Here is a 19,843-nt window from a genome sequence, read left to right as displayed (position 1 = left end):
GCTAGCTCCGCCACCCCTGGACCGACAAGCGCCAGCGCCCTACGCTTCCCAGTCGATCTGACGAAACGTCAGCTAAGCATCCCGACGGAGGTCAGGGCATGACCGACACCGCACACGAACTGGCCCAGGCACCCACCCTCTGGGAACTCGTCACCCGCCGGGCCGCGCTCACCCCCGACGCCCCCGTGCTCATCGAGGCCGAGACCGGCCGCACCCTCACCTTCGGCGCCCTGCACCAGCGCGCCGAACGCGTCGCCGCCGGGCTGTACGGCAAGGGCGTCCGGCCCGGCACGGTCGTCGCCTGGCAGCTCCCCACCCGCATCGAGACCGTGCTGCTGTCGGTGGCCCTCACCCGGCTCGGCGCCGTCCAGTCGCCCGTCATCCCCTTCTACCGCGACCGCGAGGTCGGCTTCGCGCTGCGCGCGTCGGGCGCCGCGTTCTTCGCCGTACCGGGCACCTGGCGCGGCTTCGACCACACCGCGATGGCCGAGCGGCTCGGCGCCACCGGGGTCTTCGAGGCGTACGAGGACCTCCCCGAGGCCGACCCGGCGGCGTTCCCCGGGCTCCCCGGGCCGCCGCGCACCGGCACCGACGTCCGCTGGATCTACTGGACCTCCGGCACCACCTCGGACCCCAAAGGCGTCCTGCACACCGACCGCTCCCTGATGGCCGGCGGCTCCTGCCTGGCCCACGCCCTCCGCCTGCAGCCCACCGACGTCGGCTCGATCGCCTTCCCGTACGCCCACATCGGCGGGCCCGACTACCTCGTGATGCTGCTGCTGTACGGCTTCCCCGCGGTCCTCTTCGAGAAGTTCGCGATGCCGGACGCGCTGGACGGCTACCGCAGGCACGGGGTGACCGTGGCCGGCGGCTCCACGGCCTTCTACTCGATGTTCCTCACCGAACAGCGCAAGGCCCCGGGCGAGAAGCTCGTCCCCACCCTGCGCCTGCTCGCGGGCGGCGGCGCGCCCAAGCCGCCCGAGATCTACCACGCGGTGGTCCGCGAACTGGGCTGCCAGCTCACCCACGGCTACGGCATGACCGAGGTCCCCATGATCACCATGGGCTCACCGGACGACACCCCCGAGAACCTCGCCCACACCGAGGGCCGGCCCCCGGCCGGCATGGAGATACGGATCACCGGCCCCGAGGGCAAGCCGCTGCCCGCCGGCACGGAGGGCGAGGTCCGGCTGCGCGGCGAGGCCGTGTGCCAGGGGTACCTCGACCCGGCGCAGAACGCGGAGGTCTTCGACGCCGACGGCTTCCTGGTGACCGGGGACCTCGGCCGCCTCACCGGGACCGGACACCTGGTCCTCACCGGCCGCAGCAAGGACGTGATCATCCGAAAGGGCGAGAACATCTCCGCCAAGGAGATCGAAGACCTGCTGCACCGGCTGCCCGGCGTCGGCGACGTCGCCGTCATCGGCCTCCCCGACCCCGACCGGGGCGAGCGGGTCTGCGCCGTCGTGGAACAGCCCGAGGACGCCGGCCCCCTCACGCTGGACGACCTCACCGCGTACCTCCGCGCCGAGGGCCTGGCCACCCACAAACTGCCCGAGCAGCTCGAACTCGTCGCCGCCCTCCCCCGCAACGACGCCCTCCGCAAGATCCTCAAGTACAAGCTGCGCGAGCGCTTCGCGTAGGCCGGCACTTCCGCGCACCCACAGGGGAGTTCGCGAGGACCCTCCGCCCTGGCCCGGATGGTGCGCCCAGGGGGAGGGTGCCGGGGCCGAGGGGGAGGGTGCGGGCCCCCGGGGGGAGGGTGCCGGGCCGCGGGGGCCCGGCACGGAGTTCCTACGCGTCCGGGAGTTCGACGCCGCAGTAGCCGGCGAAGGCGGTCAGGATCTCGTCCTCGCTGATCCGGCCGTCGCCGTCGGTGTCCAGGGCCGCCGCGACCAGGGCGGCCACGCCGGCCTCCGTGCCCAGCACCCGCAGCACGCGCGCAGCCGCCTCGGGAGTGGCGCCGCCGCCCTCCGGGTCGGCCACCGCGAGCACCGCGTGCAGGAACGGGCGGGCGATCTCGGCGAACCGCCGGGGACTGTCCCGCAGCCGCTTCGCGGCCCCGGTGACGAACTCCTCGCGGGTGACGCGCTGGTCTCCGTCGACGTCGGCGATGCCGGCCATGCCCTGCCAGAAGGCCTCCGCGCCGATGAACACGGCCTGGCCCCGGTCCGAGCGGGCGGCAGTGCCGAATTCGGCCAGGACGGCCTTCGCGGCGGTGCTGAAGTCCTCCCGGTCGATATATCCGTTGCCGTCCTGGTCGAAGGTGGCGAATCGGGCGGCGATCTTGCGCTCGTACTCTGCGCTGTCCATATTCGGCGTTCCGCCTTCACTAATGCGGTGGTTGCGTTTCAGTCAGGACGGAGCGTAAGGCCTGCGTGGCCTGCGCGTTAAGGAAAGCGGTCAAGCGGGTGGCCGCACCGGGCCCGCGCACGGGGAGCGCGCCGGGGCGCGCGGAGCCCCTTGCTAGCACGGGCGGTTCCCGTACGGGGGGAGTTCGGCCAAAGCGGGCGCACGGCGGCGCGTGGCCATTACATTCGAGAGGTCGACACAGGGCTGGGGGCCGCCATGGCGAAGGACGCACCACCGCGCTGGGACCGCAGGATGCAGCAGCGGCTGGCCCGCGGCGAGGCGGCGGCGCTGGGTGAACTGTACGACCGCTTCGCCTCCCTGGTGCACAGCCTGGCCTACCGCGTGCTGGGGGACGAGAAGGCCGCCGACCGGATCACCCGCGAGGTGTTCGGCTACATCTGGGAGAACCCCGACGCGTACGACCCCAAGCAGGGCTCCATGCGGTCGTGGGTCGCGCGCATCACCCAGGGGCAGGCCGTGGCCCGGCTGCGGCAGGCGGAGACGGCCTCGCTCGCGGAGGGCGGCGGGGGCACGCGCGAGGAGCTGGAGCAGAAGCTCCGGCTGGCCTCGGCCGCGGCCCGGGCCGACTACATCGTCACGTCCATGCCGGCGCCCCTGCGGAAGGCGCTGGAGCTCGCGTACTTCCAGCGGCGCGACTACCGCCAGGCGGCCGCGGACCTCGGGGTGACCGAGGACGAGGCCCGGCGCAGACTCAGGCTCGGCCTGCAGCTCCTCTCGACCGCCAACTCCCTGCCACGGGACGGCTCGGCACCGCCGTCCGGATACGGACGCACGCTGTGAACGCGCACAGCCGCTGGAGCGGCGACGACGAATCCCTGTACGGCGCCGCAGGCGCGGGTCCCGGCGGCGCGGGCGGCTCCGGCGGACCGGGTTCCGGCGGCTCGGGCTCGGGTGGCCCCGGCGGGCCGCTGGGACCCGTCCCGCACGGGCCTCGCCCGGGCGCGGGCGGTCCGCGGATACCGGGACCGCGCGGGGCGGCCGACGACCTGGACCCGTCCCTCGCTCCCCCGCCGCCGCCCTCGCACGGGGTGCTGAAGTCCCTGCTGGGCGCGTGGGCCCTGGCGGCCTGCTCCGCCGAGGAGACCCGGGCCGTCGAGGACCACCTCACCGAGTGCGCGCCCTGCGCCGAGGAGGCGCTGCGGCTGCGGGACGCGGTGGCGCTGCTGCACCCCGAGGAGTCCCTGGACCTCGACCCGCTGCTGCGGTCGCGGGTGCTGGAGGGCTGCCTCGGGCGGCGGCCGGCGCGGATCCCCGTACCGGCGTGGGCCGCGCCGTACGACGCTGAGACCGCACGGCTGGACGCGCTGCTGCGGGACATCGGGGACGCGGAGTGGCACGCGCCGGTGCGGCTGAAATGGTTCGAGGAGGAACGCAGGCGCAGCCGCAAGACGACGGTGGCGGGCGTCATCGGACACCTGCTGACGGTCGACGGCCTGGTGGCGACCGCGCTCGGGCTGGACGACCCGCTGGGCGCGGACGCGCCGAAGGATCCGGCGGAACGGACCGAGCAGTACTGGGAGTCCGCCGCCCGGCCCTCGACGCGGCGGGTCCGCGAGCCGTGGCGCGAGCAGGGGCACACCCTGGTCCGCACGGTGTCCTTCGCGGGGCGCGGCGTGGCCGAACTCGGCGTCTCGTACGGGAGCTTCGCGCTGCCGCTGGGCGACGCGTTCCTGGAGCGGGCCTTCGAGTGCTGGGTGCACGCGGGCGACATCGCGGACGCGGTGGACTACCCGTACGAGCCGCCGTCCGGCGCCCACCTGCACCAGATGCTGGACCTGGCGGCCCGGCTGCTGCCGGTGGCGCTGGCGAAGCGGCGCCGGGAGGGGCTGACGGCCCCGGCCCGTCGGCTCGTGGCCGCGGGGGCGCCCGGCCGCACCCTCCACCTGGAGATCGAGGGGCTGGGCGGCGGTACGTGGGACATCGCCCTGGACTCGCCGGCGGCGGCCACCTCGGAGGAGCACACGGTGGCCAGCATCGCCCTGGACGGGGACGAGTTCTGCCGGCTGGCCGCGGGCCACATCTCCCCGGAGGAAGCGGCGCTGGGCCAGCACGGCGACCGCGAGGCGATCAGGGACGTCCTCTTCGCGACGGCGTCCCTCAGCCGCCTCTAGCCTCCGGCGGTACCGGGCCCCCTCCGTGGCGGGCCCACCGCGGGCCGGCCGCGGGCGCCGGGCCCCTGCCGGGGTTCGGGCGTGCCCCTGCCGCAGCCGGCGCCGTGGGGTACCCCCTGTCCCGGGACGCGGGCCGCTGCCCTGCGGGGCTCCCCCGGCTACCGCTGGGAAAGTGCCCCACCCCGCCCTTCTCCCGTTCACCGGGGCGAGCCCCGGACCCCCTCGGGGGCTCCGCCCCCGCGCCCCCGCTCCTCAAACGCCGGAGGGGCTGAAACTGCGGCACGTCGCGGCAGCGAACCCGGGCACAGCCCGAGGTCCGGGGCACAGCCCCAAGCCGGTCCAGGCACAGCCCGAGGTCCGGGACGCAGCCCCAAGCCGCTCCGGGCACAGCCCGAGGTCCGGGACGCAGCCCCAAGCCGGTCCGGGCGCAGCCCGGGGTCCGGGGCGCAGCCCCGGTGAACGGGAGAAGGGTGGGGTGGGGGAAAGCACCCCTCATGCGGGGGCGCGCCGAGCGGGCCGGCAGGGGGAGCGGGCTGGCAGGCGCATGGCCGGTACCGGCGGCACAGCCCCCGTAGGGCCGGCGGGTGCTCGGCCCGTATCTGCGGGCGCGGCCCCGGTGCTTTGCGGCAGGCCCGCCGGGGCTACGGCGGTGGGAGGATGCGGCAGAGGGTGGCCAGGGCCGCCGTGTACGCGCTGTCCGGTGGCGTGGCGTAGCCGATGACCAGGCCGTCCGGGGCCGGGCCGGCGGCCCGGGGGTGGCGGTGGGCCGAGAGGCCGTCCACCGCCAGGCCCTGCCGCGCGGCGGCCTGCACGACCGCCCGCTCCGTACCCGCCGGCAGCCGCAGCACCGCGTGCAGCCCGGCGGCCACCCCGCTCACCGTGATGTGCGGGGCCTGTTCGGCCAGCGCCGAGGTCAGCTGGTCGCGCCGCCGCCGGTACCGCTGCCGCATCTTCCGCAGGTGGCGGTCGTACCCGCCGGACGTGACGAACTCGGCCAGCGTCAGCTGGTCCGGCACGCTCACCCACGCCTCCCGCTGCCCCTTCACCGCCAGCACCCCGTCCAGCACCGCGTCCGGCAGCACCATCCAGCCCAGCCGCAGCGCCGGGGAGAGGGACTTGCTGACCGAGCCGATGTAGACCACCCGCTCCGGGTCCAGGCCCTGGAGCGCGCCCACCGGCTGGCGGTCGTACCGGAACTCCCCGTCGTAGTCGTCCTCCAGCACCAGCCCGCCCCGCGCCCGCGCCCAGTCCGTGGCGGTGCGCCGCCGGTCGTGGTGCAGCGGCACACCCGTCGGGAACTGGTGGGCCGGCGTCAGCAGCACCTCCCGCACCCCCGGCAGCCCCGCCAGGGCGGTGGTGTCCGCGCCCCGCCCGTCGACCGGCAGGGGCAGCAGCCGGACCCGCGCCCGCTCCAGCAGCCCCCGGTGGTACGGCAGCCCGTACTCCTCCACCGCCAGCGGCCCGCGCAGCACGCCCCCCTCGTACAGCAGCCGCAGTCCGTGCGCGAAGCCCGCGCACACCACGATCCGTTCGGGGTCCGTCCGTACCCCCCGGGCCCGCGCGAGGTACTCGGCGAGGGCCGTCCGCAGTTCCACCCGGCCCCTCGGGTCACCCGGGCCGAAGGCCTCGTTGGGGGCGGCGGTCAGCGCCCGGCGGGCGGCCGCCAGCCAGCCGGTACGGGGGAACGAGCCCGCGTCGGGCTGCCCCTGGAGGAGGTTGTACGAGGGCGCCGCCGGGGCCGGCACCGGCTTCGGCCGGCGGACCGCCGCCCGCGGCGCGGCCCGCTCCGCGACCCGCGTGCCCGAGCCCTGGCGCGCGGTCAGCCAGCCTTCCGCGACCAGCTCGGCGTACGCGTCGGCGACGGTGTTCCGGGCCACCCCGAGGTCGGCGGCCAGCGACCGGTACGGCGGCAGCCGCGTGCCGGGCGGCAGCCGGCCCTCCCGTACGGCCGCGCGCAGCGCATCGGCCAGCGCGGCCCGGCGGCTGCCGGTGGGGGCCAGCTCCAGGTGCAGGTCGCTGCCGGTCAGCTCCGCCGAATTGACCCAGGATTCCGCCATGGAAATGCACCCTACAGCCGGTCGATACGGCTCATAGATTGATCACATGACGACGACGAACGAGCTCACCCAGACCCCCGGCCGCATCAACATCGCCGAAGTCGCCCCGAAGGTCTACCGCGCGCAGATCGGTCTCGACGCGGCGGCCCGCCAGGGTCTGGAGCCCTCCCTCGTGGAGCTGATCCAGATCCGCGCCTCGCAGCTCAACAACTGCGCGTACTGCCTGCACATGCACACCTCGGACGCCCGGAAGGCGGGCGAGAGCGAGGAGCGGCTGCACATGGTCGCCGTCTGGCGCGACGCGGCGCACTTCTTCTCGGCCGAGGAGCGCGCGGCGCTCGCGCTGACCGAGGCGATCACCCTGATCGCCGAGCGGGGCGTCCCGGACGCGGTCTACCGCGAGTCGGCCGACGTGCTCGGCGAGGAGAAGACGGCCCAGGTGGTGGCCGCGATCTGCGCGATCAACACCTGGAACCGCTTCTCGATCGCCACCGGCAAGATCGCCGGCACGGACGAGCGCAAGAAGTAGGAGACAAAGGGCGGCGCTACGCGAAGACCACCGTGCGGCTGCCGTTCAGCAGCACCCGGTGCTCGCTGTGCCACTTCACGGCGCGCGCGAGCGCCTGGCACTCCACGTCGCGCCCGATCGCCACGAGCTGGTCGGGCGTGACCTCGTGGCCGACGCGCTCGACCTCCTGCTCGATGATCGGGCCCTCGTCGAGATCGGCCGTCACGTAGTGCGCGGTGGCGCCGATCAGCTTCACGCCGCGCGCGTGCGCCTGGTGGTAGGGCTTGGCGCCCTTGAAGCTCGGCAGGAAGGAGTGGTGGATGTTGATGATCCGGCCGCTGAGTTCCTTGCAGAGGGCGTCGGAGAGCACCTGCATGTAGCGGGCGAGCACGACGAGCTCGACGTTCTCCTCGCGGACCAGCTCCAGCAGCCTGGCCTCCGCCTCGGCCTTGTTGTCCCTGGTCACCGGGATGTGGTGGAAGGGGATGTCGTACGAGGCGACCAGTTCGGCGAAGTCGGTGTGGTTGGAGACCACGGCCGCGATCTCGACCGGCAGCGCGCCGATGCGGGACCGGAACAGCAGGTCGTTCAGGCAGTGGCCGAACTTGGAGACCATGAGGACGATCCGCATGCGCTCGTCGGCGCGGTGGATCTGCCACTCCATCCGGAAGGAGTCGCCGATGGCGGCGAAGCTCGCGCGCAGCTTCTCCAGCGTCACCGGGGACTCGGCGGAGAAGTGCACCCGCATGAAGAACAGGCCGGTCTCGTGGTCGCCGAACTGCTGGCTGTCCTCGATGTTGCAGCCGGTCATGAAGAGGTAACTCGACACCGCGTGCACGATGCCCTGCTTGTCAGGGCAGGACACGGTCAGGACGTACTGCTCGGGCCTCGCCGCCGCGGAGGCGCTCTTCGGGTCGCTCATGACGCCCAAGACTCCCATACGCGCAGGCCGGGAACCTACCGCGGCCCTATACGCCCAGGGCCGCGGGGAACGCTATGCGGCCCTCGTCATGATCCGCAGCACTTCCAGCGAGCGCGGGGCGGTGTCCGGGTCGTCGCCGTCGGCCGTCGCCAGGCGTACGTGGGCCTCGCGGGCGGCACGGACGGCCTCGGGCCAGCCGTGGTGCTCCAGGTAGGCGGAGACGGGGGCGTCGGGCCCGACCTGGTGCAGGATCCGCAGCACGCGCAGGACGGCGACGTCGACGAGCGCGGCCTCCTGGCTGTCCCGGAAGATCGTGCCGACGTACTTCTCGGCGGACCAGTTGTCGAGCCAGGTGTCCTCGACCAGCCGGTACACGGCGTCGGTGACGTCTCCGTAGCCCTCCTGGCCCCCCAGCCAGCACTCCTCCTGGAAGGCGGGGTCGGAAAGCATGTGGAGCGCCGAGCGCACGTTGCAGCGCCAGCGCCACCAGGGCATGTCGTTGAGGGGCATGCCGCCCATGGTGGATGAGCGACCGCCGCGACGGGAAGAGTTCTTCGAACCTTGGACGAATGTCACGGTTGTCGATCGTACGTTCCCGCTTGGGCCGATCTTGACGCCCCCGGAGTTCACCCGGACGTCACCGAACGTTGAGTGGACATCACTCCGTCGTTACCCGCGAGGCGGAATCGTGCATGCACATGACCGGTCGGCGACGCACCACTGCATTCCGTTCCACCACATCAGCGGCGATCACCGCGCTGTGTACGGCGGTCTGCGCGTCCCTCATCACGGCATGCGGGGCGCTCCCCGGGAACGCGGGGGGATCCGGGGAGCCCCTCACCGTGATGACGTGGGCGCCCGACGGCACCAAGGCCACCAACATGCCCGGCATGCCCGCCATGGCCAAGGCGTACGAGCGCTGGGTCAACGCCAACGGCGGCATCAACGGCCACGACCTCAAGGTCCTCACCTGCAACGAGCACAACACCGCCCAGGGCGCCGCCGCGTGCGCCCGGAAGGCGGTCCAGGCCGGCGCCGTCGCGGTCGTCGGCTCCTACAGCCAGCACGGCCTCGCCTTCATGGCACCGCTGGAGACGGCCGGCATCCCGTTCATCGGCGGCTACGGGGTCTCCGCCGAGGAGTTCCAGAGCGTGCTCTCGTACCCCGTCAACGGCGGTCAGCCGGTGCTGCTCGCGGGCGCCGGCCGCCAGCTCGCCCGCACCTGCGACAAGGTCGCGCTGGTCCGCCCCGACACCCTGCCCGGCGACACCATGCCCATCCTCCTCAACGCCGGCCTGAAGTCGGGCGACCAGCACGCGGCGGCCGACGTGCGGGCCGCCGAGGACGCCACGGACTACAGCGCCAAGGCGCGCGAGGCCCTGGACGAGGCCGGCGCGAGCGCCTCGCTGCCGGGCCGGATCGGCACCTCGGCCGCGAAGGACAAGGCCGCCAAGGGCTGCGTCACGGCCGTCCTCGGCGAGCGCACCGAGACCTTCTTCGACTCGTTCCGCCGCGTGGAGAGCGACGACCAGCGGGTGCGGATCTCCTCGGTGCTCGGCAGTGTCAGCCAGTCCCTGGTGGACCGCACCGGCGGCAAGGAGGGCCCGTTCGAGGGGGCGTACGTCACGGGCTGGTACCCGGTCGCGACGGACGCGCGGTGGGCCCCCATGCGCAGGGTGATCACCCGGCACGCCTTCGGCGACGACCGGATCGACCCGGCCGACACCGGGGTGCAGACCACCTGGATCGCGTACACCGTCTTCACCGAGATCATCAAGGGCCTCGGCGACTCCGAGATCACCGGCCGCAAGGTCGCCAAGGCCCTCAACCGCAGCGAGGGCGTCAAGACCGGCGGGCTGACGCCCGACCTGAGCTGGCGCTTCAAGGACCTGCGCGCGGTCGGGGGCTTCCCCCGCCTCGTCAACGGCCGGGTGACCTTCCAGGAGGTCCGCGAGGGCCGGCTGGTCGGCCAGGGCGAGGGCTCCAGGGACATGACCGACACGCTGGAGGCGTCGCGCGCCACCGGCTGACCACCGGCGTGGAAGGGGGCCCCGCCCCCTTTCCGCTGGGTGCGGGCGGCCGGCGCCGTGCACCGGGCCGGCCCCCGGAGGTGCGCCGGCCCGGCCCTCAGAGCTGGGTCTTGTCCCGCTTGGTCAGCTCGTACTTGACCGCGATGGTGTTCCAGAGGCCGGCGGCTTGCTCCTTGTACTTGCTGGCGTTGCCGCTCGCCCGGTTGCCCGCGCTGGTGTGGCTGGTGGTCCTGGCCTTGCCGTTCTTGCAGTACTTCTTGCCGCCGTCGACCTGCTCGGCCCATTCCGCGTAGTGCTTGTCGGCCGAGGCCGAGTACTTCCAGGCCTTGGTCAGCGCCGACGAGAGCCGCTCGTGGTCCGGGAGCTGGTCGATCTTCAGCTCCTCCAGGCGCGTGACCAGCTCCTCGCGCTCGCGGGCCGCGTCCCGCAGGTCGTCGGCGGCCTGCTCCAGGTTGTCGCAGCCCTTGATGTCGTCGACGGCGCCGATCACGGTGTCCCGGCTGCCGCCGCTGTCGGCGAGCAGCTTGTCCAGCTGCACGGCCTGGGCGCGCGCCGGGTCGACCGGCTTCTCGCCGGCGTCCTTGGTGGCGCCCGGCTTGGTCGCGTCGGAGGAGACGGTCGCCGGGTTGTTGTTGCCCTTGGTCCCGTCGCCGGCCATCAGCGCACCCACGCCGAGGCCCACCACCGCGAGGCCGAGCACACCGGCCGCTATCAGCCCGACCGGCGCGCGGCGCGGCTCGGGCTCCTCCTCGTACCGGTACGGGGCCGGCGGGGGCGCCTGGTGGTGCGGGGGCTGGTGCGGGGGCTGCTGGCCCGGGTACGGGCGCGGTGCGGCGACCGGCTCCTCGATGCGCGGCATCTGCTGGGTGGAGCCGGGGGCGTCGGCCGGGTAGCCGTAGCCGCCGGGGGCGCCGGGCGCGCCCGCGGGGAGGCCGCCGCCCTGGGTGCGGAAGAGGCCGTCGAACTCGGCGGGGGGCCCGGCGGGGCCGCCGGGGACGGGCGGGATGTACTGCGTGGCCGCCTCGTCCAGCCCCGTGGGGGCCGCGGGGACGGGCGGGATGTACTGGGTGGCGGCCTCGTCCAGGCCCGTGGGGGCCGCGGGGACGGGCGGGATGTACTGGGTGGCCGCCGCGTCGGGGCCGGCCGGGACCGGCGGGATGTACTGGGTGGCCGCCGCGTCCGCGCCGCCGGGGACCGGCGGGACGTACTGGGTGGCCGCGCCCGGGTCGAAGGGCGGGATCAGGGCCGTGGCCTCGGCGTCCGCGCCCGGGGCCGCGTGCCGGGGTGCCGGGGCGCCGAAGGGGTCGCCGGGGGCGGCGTACTGCTGGTCGTAGCCCGGCTGTGCGGCCTGCGGCTGCGGGTCGTAGCCCTGTTGCCCGTGCGGGTCCTGGGGCGCGGCGTACTGCCCGTACGCGTCCTGCCCGGGGTAGCCGGCGCCGTACGACGGCTGCTGCCCGTACGCCTCGGGCTGCTCCGGGTACGGCTGCGGGTACCCGTACGCCGCCGGCTGGTGCGGCTGCTGCGGGACGCCGCCCATCGGCTGGGCGGGGGGCGGCGGCACGCCGGGGCCCTGCGCAGGACCCCACTGGTCGTCCCACGGGCTGCCGCCCACGGGCGCGGTCTCGGTCGCCCAGGGCTCCTGGGGAGGTCCCGCGGGGACACCCGGGATGATCGGGGCGGAGCCGTCGGCGGGCAGCACGATGCCCTCGTGGGCGGGGCGCGCCGAGGGGTACTGCGGCTCGCCCCCCTGTCCGCTCTGCGTCACCGGGACTCCTTCTGCTGCCTATGGAATCGTCGGTTTACGCTACCGGGTCGCCCTCCCGCCCTGCCACGCGCCCATGATCGACAGCAAGCGGACACGCGGGGGAACGCGCCGTGAACTGAGGAGGCGTCATGCCGCCTGGAGTTCCAGACGGGCCGTGAACTCCCGTACGGCGGCCTCCTCCCGGTACGGCTCCAGACGCTGCCGGAAGTCGTCGAGGTACTCGGCGCCGCGGTTGCTGCGCAGGGTGCCCAGCAGCTCCACGGCCTGCGTGCCGGTGTGGCAGGCCTGCTCCACCTCGCGCGCCTGCACCTGCGAGGCGGCCAGCAGCAGCAGCCCGATGGCGCGTCTGCGGGCCTTGGTCCCGGGCAGGGCCCGCAGGGCCTCCTCCGCCCGCCGGCCGGCGGCCTCGGCCTGCCCGAGGTCGCGGTGGCAGTGGGCCAGCTCGTCGGCGAGGTAGGCCTGGTCGAAGTGCTTGATCCACACCGGGTCGTCCCCGGAGTCGGGCTCGGCCCGCTCCAGCGCCGACACCGCCCGCCCGGCGAGCAGCTGGGTGGCCCGGACGTCCCCCATCAGCGCGTGCCCGCGCGCCTCGGCGGCGAAGAACATCGCCTGCACCCGCGGCGTGACCTGGCTGCGGGCGCCCTCCTGCGCGGCCCGCGCCAGCTGGGCGATCTCCCTGGGGTTGCCCAGCTCGGCGGCCAGGTGGCTCATGGACGCGGCGAGCACGTACCCGCCGTACGCGCGGTCGCCCGCGGCCTGCGCCAGCCGGAGCGCCTGGATGTAGTACCGCTGGGCCAGCCCGGGCTGCCCGGTGTCCACGGCCATGTACCCGGCGAGCTCGGTGAGGCGGGCCACGGCCGCGAAGAGGGAGCGGCCCACCGGCTCGCGGTAGGAGCCGCCGAGCAGCCCGGAGACCACGCTGTTGAGGTAGTGCACGACGACCGGGCGGACGTGCCCGCTGCCGAACCGGTGGTCCAGCTCGGTCAGGGCCTCGGTGGTGGCGCGTACGGCCTCGACGTCCGAGGCGCCGACGCGGGCGCCCGCGGTCCGGGCGACCTGGGCGTCGGCGCTGGTGATCAGCCAGTCCCGGCTGGGCTCGACCAGGGCGGAGGCGGCGACGGTGGAGCCGGACAGGAAGTCGCGGCGGCCCACGTCGCTGCGCCACAGCTCGCAGACCTGCTCGATCGCGCCGACGACGGTCGGGGAGAACTGCAGGCCGACCCCGGAGGCGAGGTTCTTGCCGTTGGCCATGCCGATCTCGTCGATGGTGACGGTCCGGCCGAGCTTGCGGCCGAGGGCCTCGGCGATGATGCCCGGGGCGCGGCCGCGGGGCTGCTGGCCGCGCAGCCAACGGGCGACGGAAGTCTTGTCGTACCGGAGATCCAGTCCGTGTTCCGCACCGGTCATGTTGACCCGGCGGGCCAGTCCGGCATTGGAGCACCCGGCTTCCTGGATGAGCGCCTGGAGCCGTTCGTTCGGCTGGCGGGCGACGAGAGGCCTGGCTGCCATGAAGAAACCCCCTGTGGCCGCGAGTGTCGTGCGTACGATCACTGCCCGGCGGATCGGCGGAGAATGCGGAACTTGCCCGGAACGTGGTGCTCTTGCGCTCACTCGCCTGGGATTGTCGCGCTTTCACGTCACTCGCTACCCCGGACCCGCTCCCTCGTCCCCTGCGCGCCCCCGCCCGTGCACCGGTGCGCCCCGCGTGCAGGATCGATGCTCCGCCCCCTGGCTGGTTTACGCCCGTAACCCCAGGTGACGGCTGTAGTTGTGAAGGGCGTGGAAGAGACCATGGGAGTCACGGAGACCGCACCCATCCCCAAGCAGCGTGGCGAGCAGCTGCTGGACCATGCCGTGCGGTACGCGGAAGAGCGGCACTGGGATGTGTTCCCCGGCACCTGGCTGGAGGCCGAGGAGGGCCGGGAGCTGTGCTCCTGCGGGAACTCGGAGTGCGTGGCCCCCGGGGCGCACCCGGTGATGCAGGGGTGGGCGGCCTCCGCCACGGGCAGTGCGGTGCAGGTGCGCCGGATGTGGCAGAAGCAGCCCAAGGCGGCGATCCTGCTGCCCACCGGCCGCACCTTCGACGCGATCGACGTGCCGGAGACCGCCGGGTTCCTGGCGCTGGCCCGGATGGAGCGGATGGAGCTGACGCTGGGGCCCGTCGCGCTCACGCCGGACCGCCGGATGCTGTTCTTCGTGCTGCCGGGGGCCTCGGCCAAGGTGCCCGAGCTGGTGCGGAAGCTCGGCTGGTCGCCGTCCACGATCGACCTCCTCGCGCGGGGCGAGGGCGACTACGTGGCGGCCCCGCCCACCCGGTTCGGCGGGCGGGGCGCGGTGCAGTGGGCGCGACGGCCCACTCCCGCGAACCGCTGGCTGCCGGACGCGGAGGAACTGATCAACCCCCTTGCCTACGCGTGCGGTCGCGAGGCGGCGGCGGCCCGGGCACGGCTGGGCTGAACCGGGCCGGGAGCCCCGCCGCGGGTGCGGCCCGGCGCCGGCTCCGGGATCTTCAGCGCCGGTGTGCTGGCCTCGTAAGGTGACTCCGACCAACGGGGAACAGTACGAAAGGCAGGGCGCAAGTGCCTGACCAGACGTTCACGGACGGGGCGGGGGCGCGACCCGCGCCGCCCGCGGCCGTGCGGATAACGGGGCTGTGGAAGCGGTTCGGCGAGCAGGTGGCCGTCTCGGGGATCGATCTGGAGCTCCCGGCAGGGAAGTTCATCGGCCTCGTCGGGCCGAACGGTGCGGGGAAGACCACCACCCTGTCGATGGTGACCGGACTCCTCCGGCCCGACCAGGGCACGGTGGAGGTGGCCGGCTACGACGTGTGGGCCGACCCGGTCCAGGTGAAGTCCCGGATCGGCGTCCTGCCGGAGGGGCTGCGGCTGTTCGAGCGGCTCTCCGGCCGTGAACTGCTCGGCTACATGGGCCGGATGCGGGGGCTGCCGGGCGACGAGGTCGACAAGCGGGCCACCCAGCTGCTCGACGTGCTGGACCTGGCCGGCTCCCAGCACAAGCTGGTGGTGGACTACTCGACCGGCATGCGGAAGAAGATCGGGCTGGCCGCGGCGCTGCTGCACAACCCCGAAGTGCTGTTCCTGGACGAGCCGTTCGAGGGCGTCGACCCGGTGTCGGCGCAGACCATCCGCGGGGTGCTGGAACGTTACACCGCCTCCGGGGCCACCGTGGTCTTCTCCAGCCACGTGATGGAGCTCGTGGAGTCGCTGTGCGACTGGGTCGCCGTGATGGCCGCCGGCCGGATCCGCGCGTCGGGCACGCTGGCGGAGGTGCGCGGCGACGCGTCCTCGCTGCAGAACGCCTTCCTCGAGCTGGTGGGGGCCGGCGGACGCGACGCGGGCGAGTCCCTGGACTGGCTCGGCGGCGGGGCGGGCCGGTGAGCGCCGCGGATCACACTGCCGCTGCGGGTGCTGCCTCTGCGGGGCCTGCCTCTGCGGGCCCTGCCGCTGCGGGCCCGGCCGGTTCCGTCGGGGCGCTGGCCCCGGTCTTCGTACGGCTGAAGCTGTCGCTGCTGCGCAACGGGCTGCGGCAGAGCTCCAAGCGCAAGGCCGCGTACGTCGTGTCGCTGGCGTTCACGCTGTTCTTCGCCGCCCTGACGGTGCTGCTCCTGGTGCTGCTGCGCGGGTTCCCCGACGCCGCCGGGACCGTGGTGGTGCTGCTGGGCGCCGTGCTGGCGCTGGCCTGGGCGGTCATGCCGCTGTTCTTCTCGGCCGGCGACGAGACGCTGGACCCCTCGCGGCTGGTGATGCTGCCGCTGCGGCCGCGGCCGCTGGTCGGGGCGCTGCTGGTGTCCTCGCTGGTCGGGATCGGCCCGTTCTTCACCCTCTGCCTCGCGGTGGGTTCGGTGATCGCGCTGGCGCGGGGTGCGGCGGGGGTCGTGGCCGGTGTGCTGGCGGTGCCGGTGGTGCTGCTGGGGTGCGTGGCGCTGTCGCGCGCCGTGGCCACGGCGAACGTCCGGCTGCTGACCAGCCGCAAGGGGCGTGACCTGGCGCTGCTGAGCGGTCTGCTGATCGCGGTGGGCGCGCAGGTGGTGAACTTCGGGAGCCAGCGGCTGTTCCAGCAGGGCGGCCTCGACACCCTGGAGCCCGCGGCGGCAGTGCTGCGCTGGGTGCCGCCCGGTTCGGCGCTGGGCGCGGTCCAGTCCGCGAGCGAGGGCGCGTACGGGGCGGCGGCCGTGCAGCTGCTGCTGGCCCTCGTGGCGCTGGGTGCGCTGGTGTGGGCCTGGGAGCGCTCGCTGACGAAGCTGATGGTCACGCCCGACGGGTCCACGGTCGCGGCGGCGGAGCCGACCCGCTCCAAGGAGTCCGGCGGCGGGGCCTGGGGTCTGCTGCCGGGCGGCCGCACGGGCGCCGTCATGCAGCGCACCCTGCGGTACGTGATGCGCGACCCGAAGACCAAGGCGGCCTGGGTGACGGCGCTGGCGATCGGCCTGATCGTGCCGGTGTTCAACGCCCTCCAGGGCACCGGCTCGATCTACTTCGCCTGCTTCGGCGCCTGGATGCTGGGCGTGCAGATGTACAACCAGTTCGGCCAGGACACCTCGGCCTTCTGGATGGTCGCGCAGACCATCGCGACGCCCCGTCAGGCGTACGAGGAACTGCGCGCCCGCGCGCTGGCGCTGCTGCTGGTGACCCTGCCGTTCACCACCCTGGTGGCCGTGGTCACCGCCGCGCTGCTGGGCGACTGGCAGTCGCTGCCCGAGGCACTGGGGCTGGCCTTCGCGCTGCTGGGCGCGATGCTGGCCACGGGTGCCGTGTCCTCGTCCCGCTTCCCGTACTCGATCCCGCAGGACGGCGCCTTCAAGAACGCGGCGCCGGGCCAGGGCGGCCTCGCCTGGATGAGCGTGTTCCTCGGGATGCTGGTGTCGGCCCTGCTGTGCGCCCCGCTGATCGTGGCGACCGTCTTCCTGCACGTCACCGGCCAGCACGGGCTGCTGTGGCTCCTGCTGCCCGCCGGCGCACTGTACGGCGGCCTGCTCGTCTGGGCCGGCATCCGCACGGCGGCCCCCTGGACGGCCGAGCGCCTGCCGGAGATCCTCGCGGCGGTCAGCAAGGGCTGACGCCGGCGCCGGTGCGCGTTCACCCGGGCGCCCGTCGCCGGAGCCCCTGCGCGGGGCTCCGGCGGCGGGCGTTCTCAGTCTTCCTGCGGCTGCTCCGCGACATCGGCGGCCTGGACCCGGTCCGGGGGATCGAGGGCTTCGAGCGCGCCGCTCACGACGCCCTGGTCGGCCACGCCGCCCGTGGCGTAGACGCAGTTGCCGGCCACGCCCGTCGGGCACTGCATGGCAGCCGCGGCAAGGTGCGTGCGAGGGGTCGGCATCGGGGGCAGGTCCGTCCACAGGTTGGATGCCGGGTTGTACGACTGAACGCTGCTCAGGTTGACGCCACCCATGGTGTAGACGCAGACACCGCTCTGGCCGGGCGGGCAGGTCGAGGCCGCAGTGCCCGCAGCCCAGCGTCCAACGGGCAGTGGCGCAACGGGGCTCCAGACGTTGGTGGCGGGATTGTAGGAGTGCACGGCCGTCGTGGGGGCGGTGTCGAACCCACCGACGGCGTACACGCACGTGCCCTGCTGGCCCGGCGGGCAGGCCGCTGCCGCCGATCCCAGCAGCGCCCTGGGCACGGGCATGGTGGCCACCGTGCTCCAGGCGTTGTTGGCAGGGTTGTACGACTCCGCCAGGCCCGTCACCGGCGCCGCGTTGCTGCTGCCGCCAACGGCGTAGACGCAGGTTCCGGACTGACCGGGCGGGCACGGAGCCGCAGCGGCCGCCAGACCGGACCGAGGCGTCCGCAGGGGGGCCAGGATGCTCCAGGCGTTGGTCACCGGGTTGTAGGACTCCACTGCCGACTGGAACGTCGCAGTCTCCCCCTCGGTGACGAGTCCTCCGATGACGTAGACGCAGGTCCCCGACTGCCCGGGCGGGCACGGGGCGGCGACCGCGGCGGCGTGCGAGCGCCGGGTGGGCATCGGCGGCAGGGTCGACCAGGCGTTCGTGATCCGGTTGTAGGACTCGATGGTCGCCACCTGGCTCGTGCCGGCCTGCCCTCCCACCGTGTAGACGCATGTGCCCGCCTGGCCCGGCGGGCAGGGAGCCGCGGCCGACGCCGGCGCACGCCGCGCCGTCGGCATGCTCGGCAGAGACGTCCAGATCGTCCCGTTGCTGGCGGCGGCCGGAAGCATGCCGGCCAGGACCGCGGCGGTGGCCAGGACGGCGGCGAGCGCGAGCCGCTTCCGCCACTTCTTCCGGGTCGGGGCAGGGGGTGGTGTGCGCATGGGTGGCACGGGGGCTCCTCCTTGGTAGGGGTCAGACACCCGGGGATGTCCCACGCCGCACCGCGGAACCCGCCCGCCTACCGGCGGGTCTCCTCCCGTCGGCCCCGGCGGACCGCGGCAGACGGAGCACTGCACCGCCACGGGAGCGAACCGTCGGCACGAGCCCCGCGCACGCATCCACGCCGCGCCTCGGCCGCGCACCGCAGGCCGCCTCCGCCACGCCTCGCCGGCCGCCTCAGCCGCGCACCCACGCCGGCCCGCCCCGCCCCGAACTACTCCCGCACCGGTGCCGGCAGGTCGGCCAGGAACGGTTCCACCGCTGCGCGCCAGGCGGCCGGCTGGTCCCAGTGGACCAGGTGGCCGGCGTCGGGGATCTCGGCGTAGGCGCCCAGTGGGAGGACCCGGACCATCTCCTGGGCCTCGGCCCGGCCCAGCTCGCCGTCGAGGCCGCGGACGACCAGGGTCGGGCAGCGGACCTGGCCCAGCTCCTCCCAGTGCGCGTCGTGCACCCAGGTCTCGCGGGCCCGCAGCATCTGGCGGCGGGAGAAGACGGGACGCCAGCCGTCGGGGCCCTCGGTCATCACCTCGGCGAAGAACTCGCCGCGGGCCGGGCTCGGGCGCTCCACCCAGGGGTCGTCCTCACCGAACCACTTGCGCACGTCGCCGAGCGTCGCGAAGGGCAGCGGCCAGCTGCGGAACCAGTCCTCCCACTCCCGCTGGGAGGCCGCGCCGAGCGCCGTGGCCCGCATGTCGCAGATGACCAGGGCCTGGACGAGGTCCGGACGGCGGGCGGCCAGCTGCCAGGCAGTGAGGGCGCCCATGGAGTGGCCGATGAGGATCACGGGGGCGAGCCCGAGCTGCTCGATGGCCGCCTCGGCGTCGCGGATGAAGGCGTCACGGGAGTACGGGCCGTCCGAGGGGCGCTCGCTGCGGCCGTGGCCGCGCTGGTCCAGGGCCACCGCGCGGTGCCGGGCCGCCAGCCAGCGGGCGGTGCCGGCCCAGTGGGAGGCACGCCCCATCAGCCCGTGCAGTAACAGCACCGCCGGTTCCGCCGGGGCTCCGCCGTCGGTGTCCTTGGGCGGGTCAGCGAACTCCCAGGCGGCGAGCCGCACACCGTCGGCTCCCGCCACATCGATGCGCCGTACCACCGTCGATGCACCCCCTTCGCTCCGCGCCAGACTATCGAACCTGCATTCGAAAACGGGCGTCTCCCCGGCAACACCGCTCTTTCGAGTGACCTTCCTCAAGGATTGGCGGCCGCTGCCGAGGGGAGATCTTCATCGGGAGGCGGGCCGCTCGGGGAAGACGGTCCGAGGGGATTGACCCTGAGAGCTCGGGGCTCCGGGTCAGCAAAGGGGAGGACAGGTCCCGGCGTCGTAAGGCGCCGGGACCTTCTCGTGCCGGGGCGCGCCGGGCGCGCGGGGCCGGGCACATCGCATCGCCCCCTCCCGCAGTTGCCTGGGGCAAGCCTGGCACGGGAGTCGCGCGGTCGCTTCCATTCCGAGGGATTAGCCGGAATTCGACATGGCGGAGCCGGGGCCTCCCGGCGGTTGCCGGGGGCGGGTGGGGTCAACGGGGCCTGAGGGGTCGTCCGGTGGCCCCGGATGGCGGGCTCGGTCGGCCCGGGGGAGAGGGCCGGATGGGCCCGGGTGGGGGGCCGGATGGGCCCGGGTGGGCCGGATGAGCCCGGGGAGTGGGCCGGATGGGCCCGTGGAGAGGCGTACGCCCGGTGGTCCTGGGGCGGCCCGGCGCGCACCGAGGTGCGGGCAGGACACGGCACGGGTTC

General features: G+C 74.2%; 16 protein-coding genes. 8 read left to right on the top strand and 8 right to left on the bottom strand.

The annotated features are described in order from the left end of the window. Window positions 1-98: 98 nt before the first annotated feature. Window positions 99-1,643: a class I adenylate-forming enzyme family protein gene (locus tag ACIQUQ_RS14940; protein WP_403975450.1), complete on the top strand. Its 1,545-nt coding sequence runs from the start codon at window positions 99-101 to the stop codon at window positions 1,641-1,643. Window positions 1,644-1,794: 151 nt separating this feature from the next. Here the strand turns inward: ACIQUQ_RS14940 and ACIQUQ_RS14935 are convergent, their stop codons facing one another. Then, complete coding sequence (locus tag ACIQUQ_RS14935) at window positions 1,795-2,313, bottom strand: EF-hand domain-containing protein (RefSeq protein ID WP_403975447.1); 519 nt, start codon at window positions 2,311-2,313, stop codon at window positions 1,795-1,797. A 255-nt stretch (window positions 2,314-2,568) separates the two neighbouring features. Here ACIQUQ_RS14935 and ACIQUQ_RS14930 point away from each other — a divergent pair, with 255 nt between their 5' ends. Together ACIQUQ_RS14930 and ACIQUQ_RS14925 are read left to right on the top strand one after the other, a co-directional pair. After that, a complete protein-coding gene (locus tag ACIQUQ_RS14930) occupies window positions 2,569-3,153 on the top strand; it encodes a sigma-70 family RNA polymerase sigma factor (RefSeq protein ID WP_403975444.1) in 585 nt (194 codons plus the stop codon). Between the two features lie 128 nt (window positions 3,154-3,281). Further along, on the top strand, window positions 3,282-4,484 hold the full coding sequence (locus ACIQUQ_RS14925; RefSeq protein WP_403975671.1) for a maleylpyruvate isomerase N-terminal domain-containing protein: 1,203 nt from the start codon (window positions 3,282-3,284) through the stop codon (window positions 4,482-4,484). A gap of 641 nt (window positions 4,485-5,125) precedes the next feature. Here the strand turns inward: ACIQUQ_RS14925 and ACIQUQ_RS14920 are convergent. Beyond that, window positions 5,126-6,541, bottom strand: coding sequence for a PLP-dependent aminotransferase family protein (locus ACIQUQ_RS14920; RefSeq protein WP_403975441.1), 1,416 nt, complete (start codon window positions 6,539-6,541; stop codon window positions 5,126-5,128). Window positions 6,542-6,587: 46 nt separating this feature from the next. On the opposite strand from ACIQUQ_RS14920, the gene ACIQUQ_RS14915 reads away from it, so the two are divergent. Then, window positions 6,588-7,070 (top strand): carboxymuconolactone decarboxylase family protein, encoded by a 483-nt coding sequence (locus tag ACIQUQ_RS14915; protein WP_403975438.1) that lies wholly within the window; start codon window positions 6,588-6,590, stop codon window positions 7,068-7,070. Between the two features lie 16 nt (window positions 7,071-7,086). Here ACIQUQ_RS14915 and purU read toward each other — a convergent pair whose 3' ends face one another. Both purU and ACIQUQ_RS14905 read right to left on the bottom strand, forming a co-directional pair. Then, window positions 7,087-7,971, bottom strand: coding sequence for a formyltetrahydrofolate deformylase (purU, locus tag ACIQUQ_RS14910; protein WP_403975435.1), 885 nt, complete (start codon window positions 7,969-7,971; stop codon window positions 7,087-7,089). A gap of 72 nt (window positions 7,972-8,043) precedes the next feature. After that, complete coding sequence (locus tag ACIQUQ_RS14905; RefSeq protein ID WP_403975433.1) at window positions 8,044-8,490, bottom strand: hypothetical protein; 447 nt, start codon at window positions 8,488-8,490, stop codon at window positions 8,044-8,046. Between the two features lie 179 nt (window positions 8,491-8,669). Between ACIQUQ_RS14905 and ACIQUQ_RS14900 the strand changes: the two genes are divergently transcribed. Further along, on the top strand, window positions 8,670-10,001 hold the full coding sequence (locus ACIQUQ_RS14900; protein ID WP_403975431.1) for an ABC transporter substrate-binding protein: 1,332 nt from the start codon (window positions 8,670-8,672) through the stop codon (window positions 9,999-10,001). A gap of 97 nt (window positions 10,002-10,098) precedes the next feature. Here ACIQUQ_RS14900 and ACIQUQ_RS14895 read toward each other — a convergent pair whose 3' ends face one another. Together ACIQUQ_RS14895 and ACIQUQ_RS14890 are read right to left on the bottom strand one after the other, a co-directional pair. After that, window positions 10,099-11,766 carry a hypothetical protein gene (locus tag ACIQUQ_RS14895; RefSeq protein WP_403975429.1) on the bottom strand — a complete coding sequence of 556 codons (1,668 nt, stop codon included), beginning with the start codon at window positions 11,764-11,766 and terminating at the stop codon, window positions 10,099-10,101. A gap of 126 nt (window positions 11,767-11,892) precedes the next feature. Further along, window positions 11,893-13,275, bottom strand: a complete 1,383-nt coding sequence (locus tag ACIQUQ_RS14890; protein WP_403975427.1) for a transcriptional regulator — start codon at window positions 13,273-13,275, stop codon at window positions 11,893-11,895. Window positions 13,276-13,557: 282 nt separating this feature from the next. Here ACIQUQ_RS14890 and ACIQUQ_RS14885 point away from each other — a divergent pair, with 282 nt between their 5' ends. From ACIQUQ_RS14885 to ACIQUQ_RS14875, 3 genes are all read left to right on the top strand, one after another. Further along, entirely contained in the window at window positions 13,558-14,223 is a 666-nt protein-coding gene (locus ACIQUQ_RS14885; RefSeq protein ID WP_399955746.1) for a bifunctional DNA primase/polymerase, read from the top strand. Window positions 14,224-14,345: 122 nt separating this feature from the next. Continuing rightward, window positions 14,346-15,164 (top strand): ABC transporter ATP-binding protein, encoded by an 819-nt coding sequence (locus tag ACIQUQ_RS14880; protein ID WP_403975424.1) that lies wholly within the window; start codon window positions 14,346-14,348, stop codon window positions 15,162-15,164. Window positions 15,165-15,259: 95 nt separating this feature from the next. Beyond that, window positions 15,260-16,843, top strand: a complete 1,584-nt coding sequence (locus ACIQUQ_RS14875; RefSeq protein WP_403975669.1) for a transporter — start codon at window positions 15,260-15,262, stop codon at window positions 16,841-16,843. Between the two features lie 74 nt (window positions 16,844-16,917). Here the strand turns inward: ACIQUQ_RS14875 and ACIQUQ_RS14870 are convergent, their stop codons facing one another. Beyond that, complete coding sequence (locus tag ACIQUQ_RS14870; protein WP_403975667.1) at window positions 16,918-18,057, bottom strand: Kelch repeat-containing protein; 1,140 nt, start codon at window positions 18,055-18,057, stop codon at window positions 16,918-16,920. Between the two features lie 272 nt (window positions 18,058-18,329). Further along, on the bottom strand, window positions 18,330-19,205 hold the full coding sequence (locus ACIQUQ_RS14865; RefSeq protein WP_403975421.1) for an alpha/beta fold hydrolase: 876 nt from the start codon (window positions 19,203-19,205) through the stop codon (window positions 18,330-18,332). Window positions 19,206-19,843 lie beyond the last annotated feature (638 nt).

The sequence above is a fragment of the Streptomyces sp. NPDC101118 genome, from assembly GCF_044759445.1.
Lineage (GTDB): Bacteria > Actinomycetota > Actinomycetes > Streptomycetales > Streptomycetaceae > Streptomyces.
The sequence above is the reverse complement of the archived record's forward strand: the minus strand, read 5'-3'. Positions and strand labels throughout refer to the sequence as shown.

Excerpts from the sequence above, each read along its gene's own strand:
- ACIQUQ_RS14940 (WP_403975450.1), top strand. The coding sequence starts at position 99 with ATGACCGACACCGCACACGAACTGGCCCAGGCACCCACCCTCTGGGAA.
- ACIQUQ_RS14935 (WP_403975447.1), bottom strand. The coding sequence starts at position 2,313 with ATGGACAGCGCAGAGTACGAGCGCAAGATCGCCGCCCGATTCGCCACC.
- ACIQUQ_RS14930 (WP_403975444.1), top strand. The coding sequence starts at position 2,569 with ATGGCGAAGGACGCACCACCGCGCTGGGACCGCAGGATGCAGCAGCGG.
- ACIQUQ_RS14920 (WP_403975441.1), bottom strand. The coding sequence starts at position 6,541 with ATGGCGGAATCCTGGGTCAATTCGGCGGAGCTGACCGGCAGCGACCTG.
- ACIQUQ_RS14915 (WP_403975438.1), top strand. The coding sequence starts at position 6,588 with ATGACGACGACGAACGAGCTCACCCAGACCCCCGGCCGCATCAACATC.
- purU (WP_403975435.1), bottom strand. The coding sequence starts at position 7,971 with ATGAGCGACCCGAAGAGCGCCTCCGCGGCGGCGAGGCCCGAGCAGTAC.
- ACIQUQ_RS14905 (WP_403975433.1), bottom strand. The coding sequence starts at position 8,490 with ATGGGCGGCATGCCCCTCAACGACATGCCCTGGTGGCGCTGGCGCTGC.
- ACIQUQ_RS14900 (WP_403975431.1), top strand. The coding sequence starts at position 8,670 with ATGACCGGTCGGCGACGCACCACTGCATTCCGTTCCACCACATCAGCG.
- ACIQUQ_RS14890 (WP_403975427.1), bottom strand. The coding sequence starts at position 13,275 with ATGGCAGCCAGGCCTCTCGTCGCCCGCCAGCCGAACGAACGGCTCCAG.
- ACIQUQ_RS14885 (WP_399955746.1), top strand. The coding sequence starts at position 13,558 with ATGGGAGTCACGGAGACCGCACCCATCCCCAAGCAGCGTGGCGAGCAG.
- ACIQUQ_RS14870 (WP_403975667.1), bottom strand. The coding sequence starts at position 18,057 with ATGCGCACACCACCCCCTGCCCCGACCCGGAAGAAGTGGCGGAAGCGG.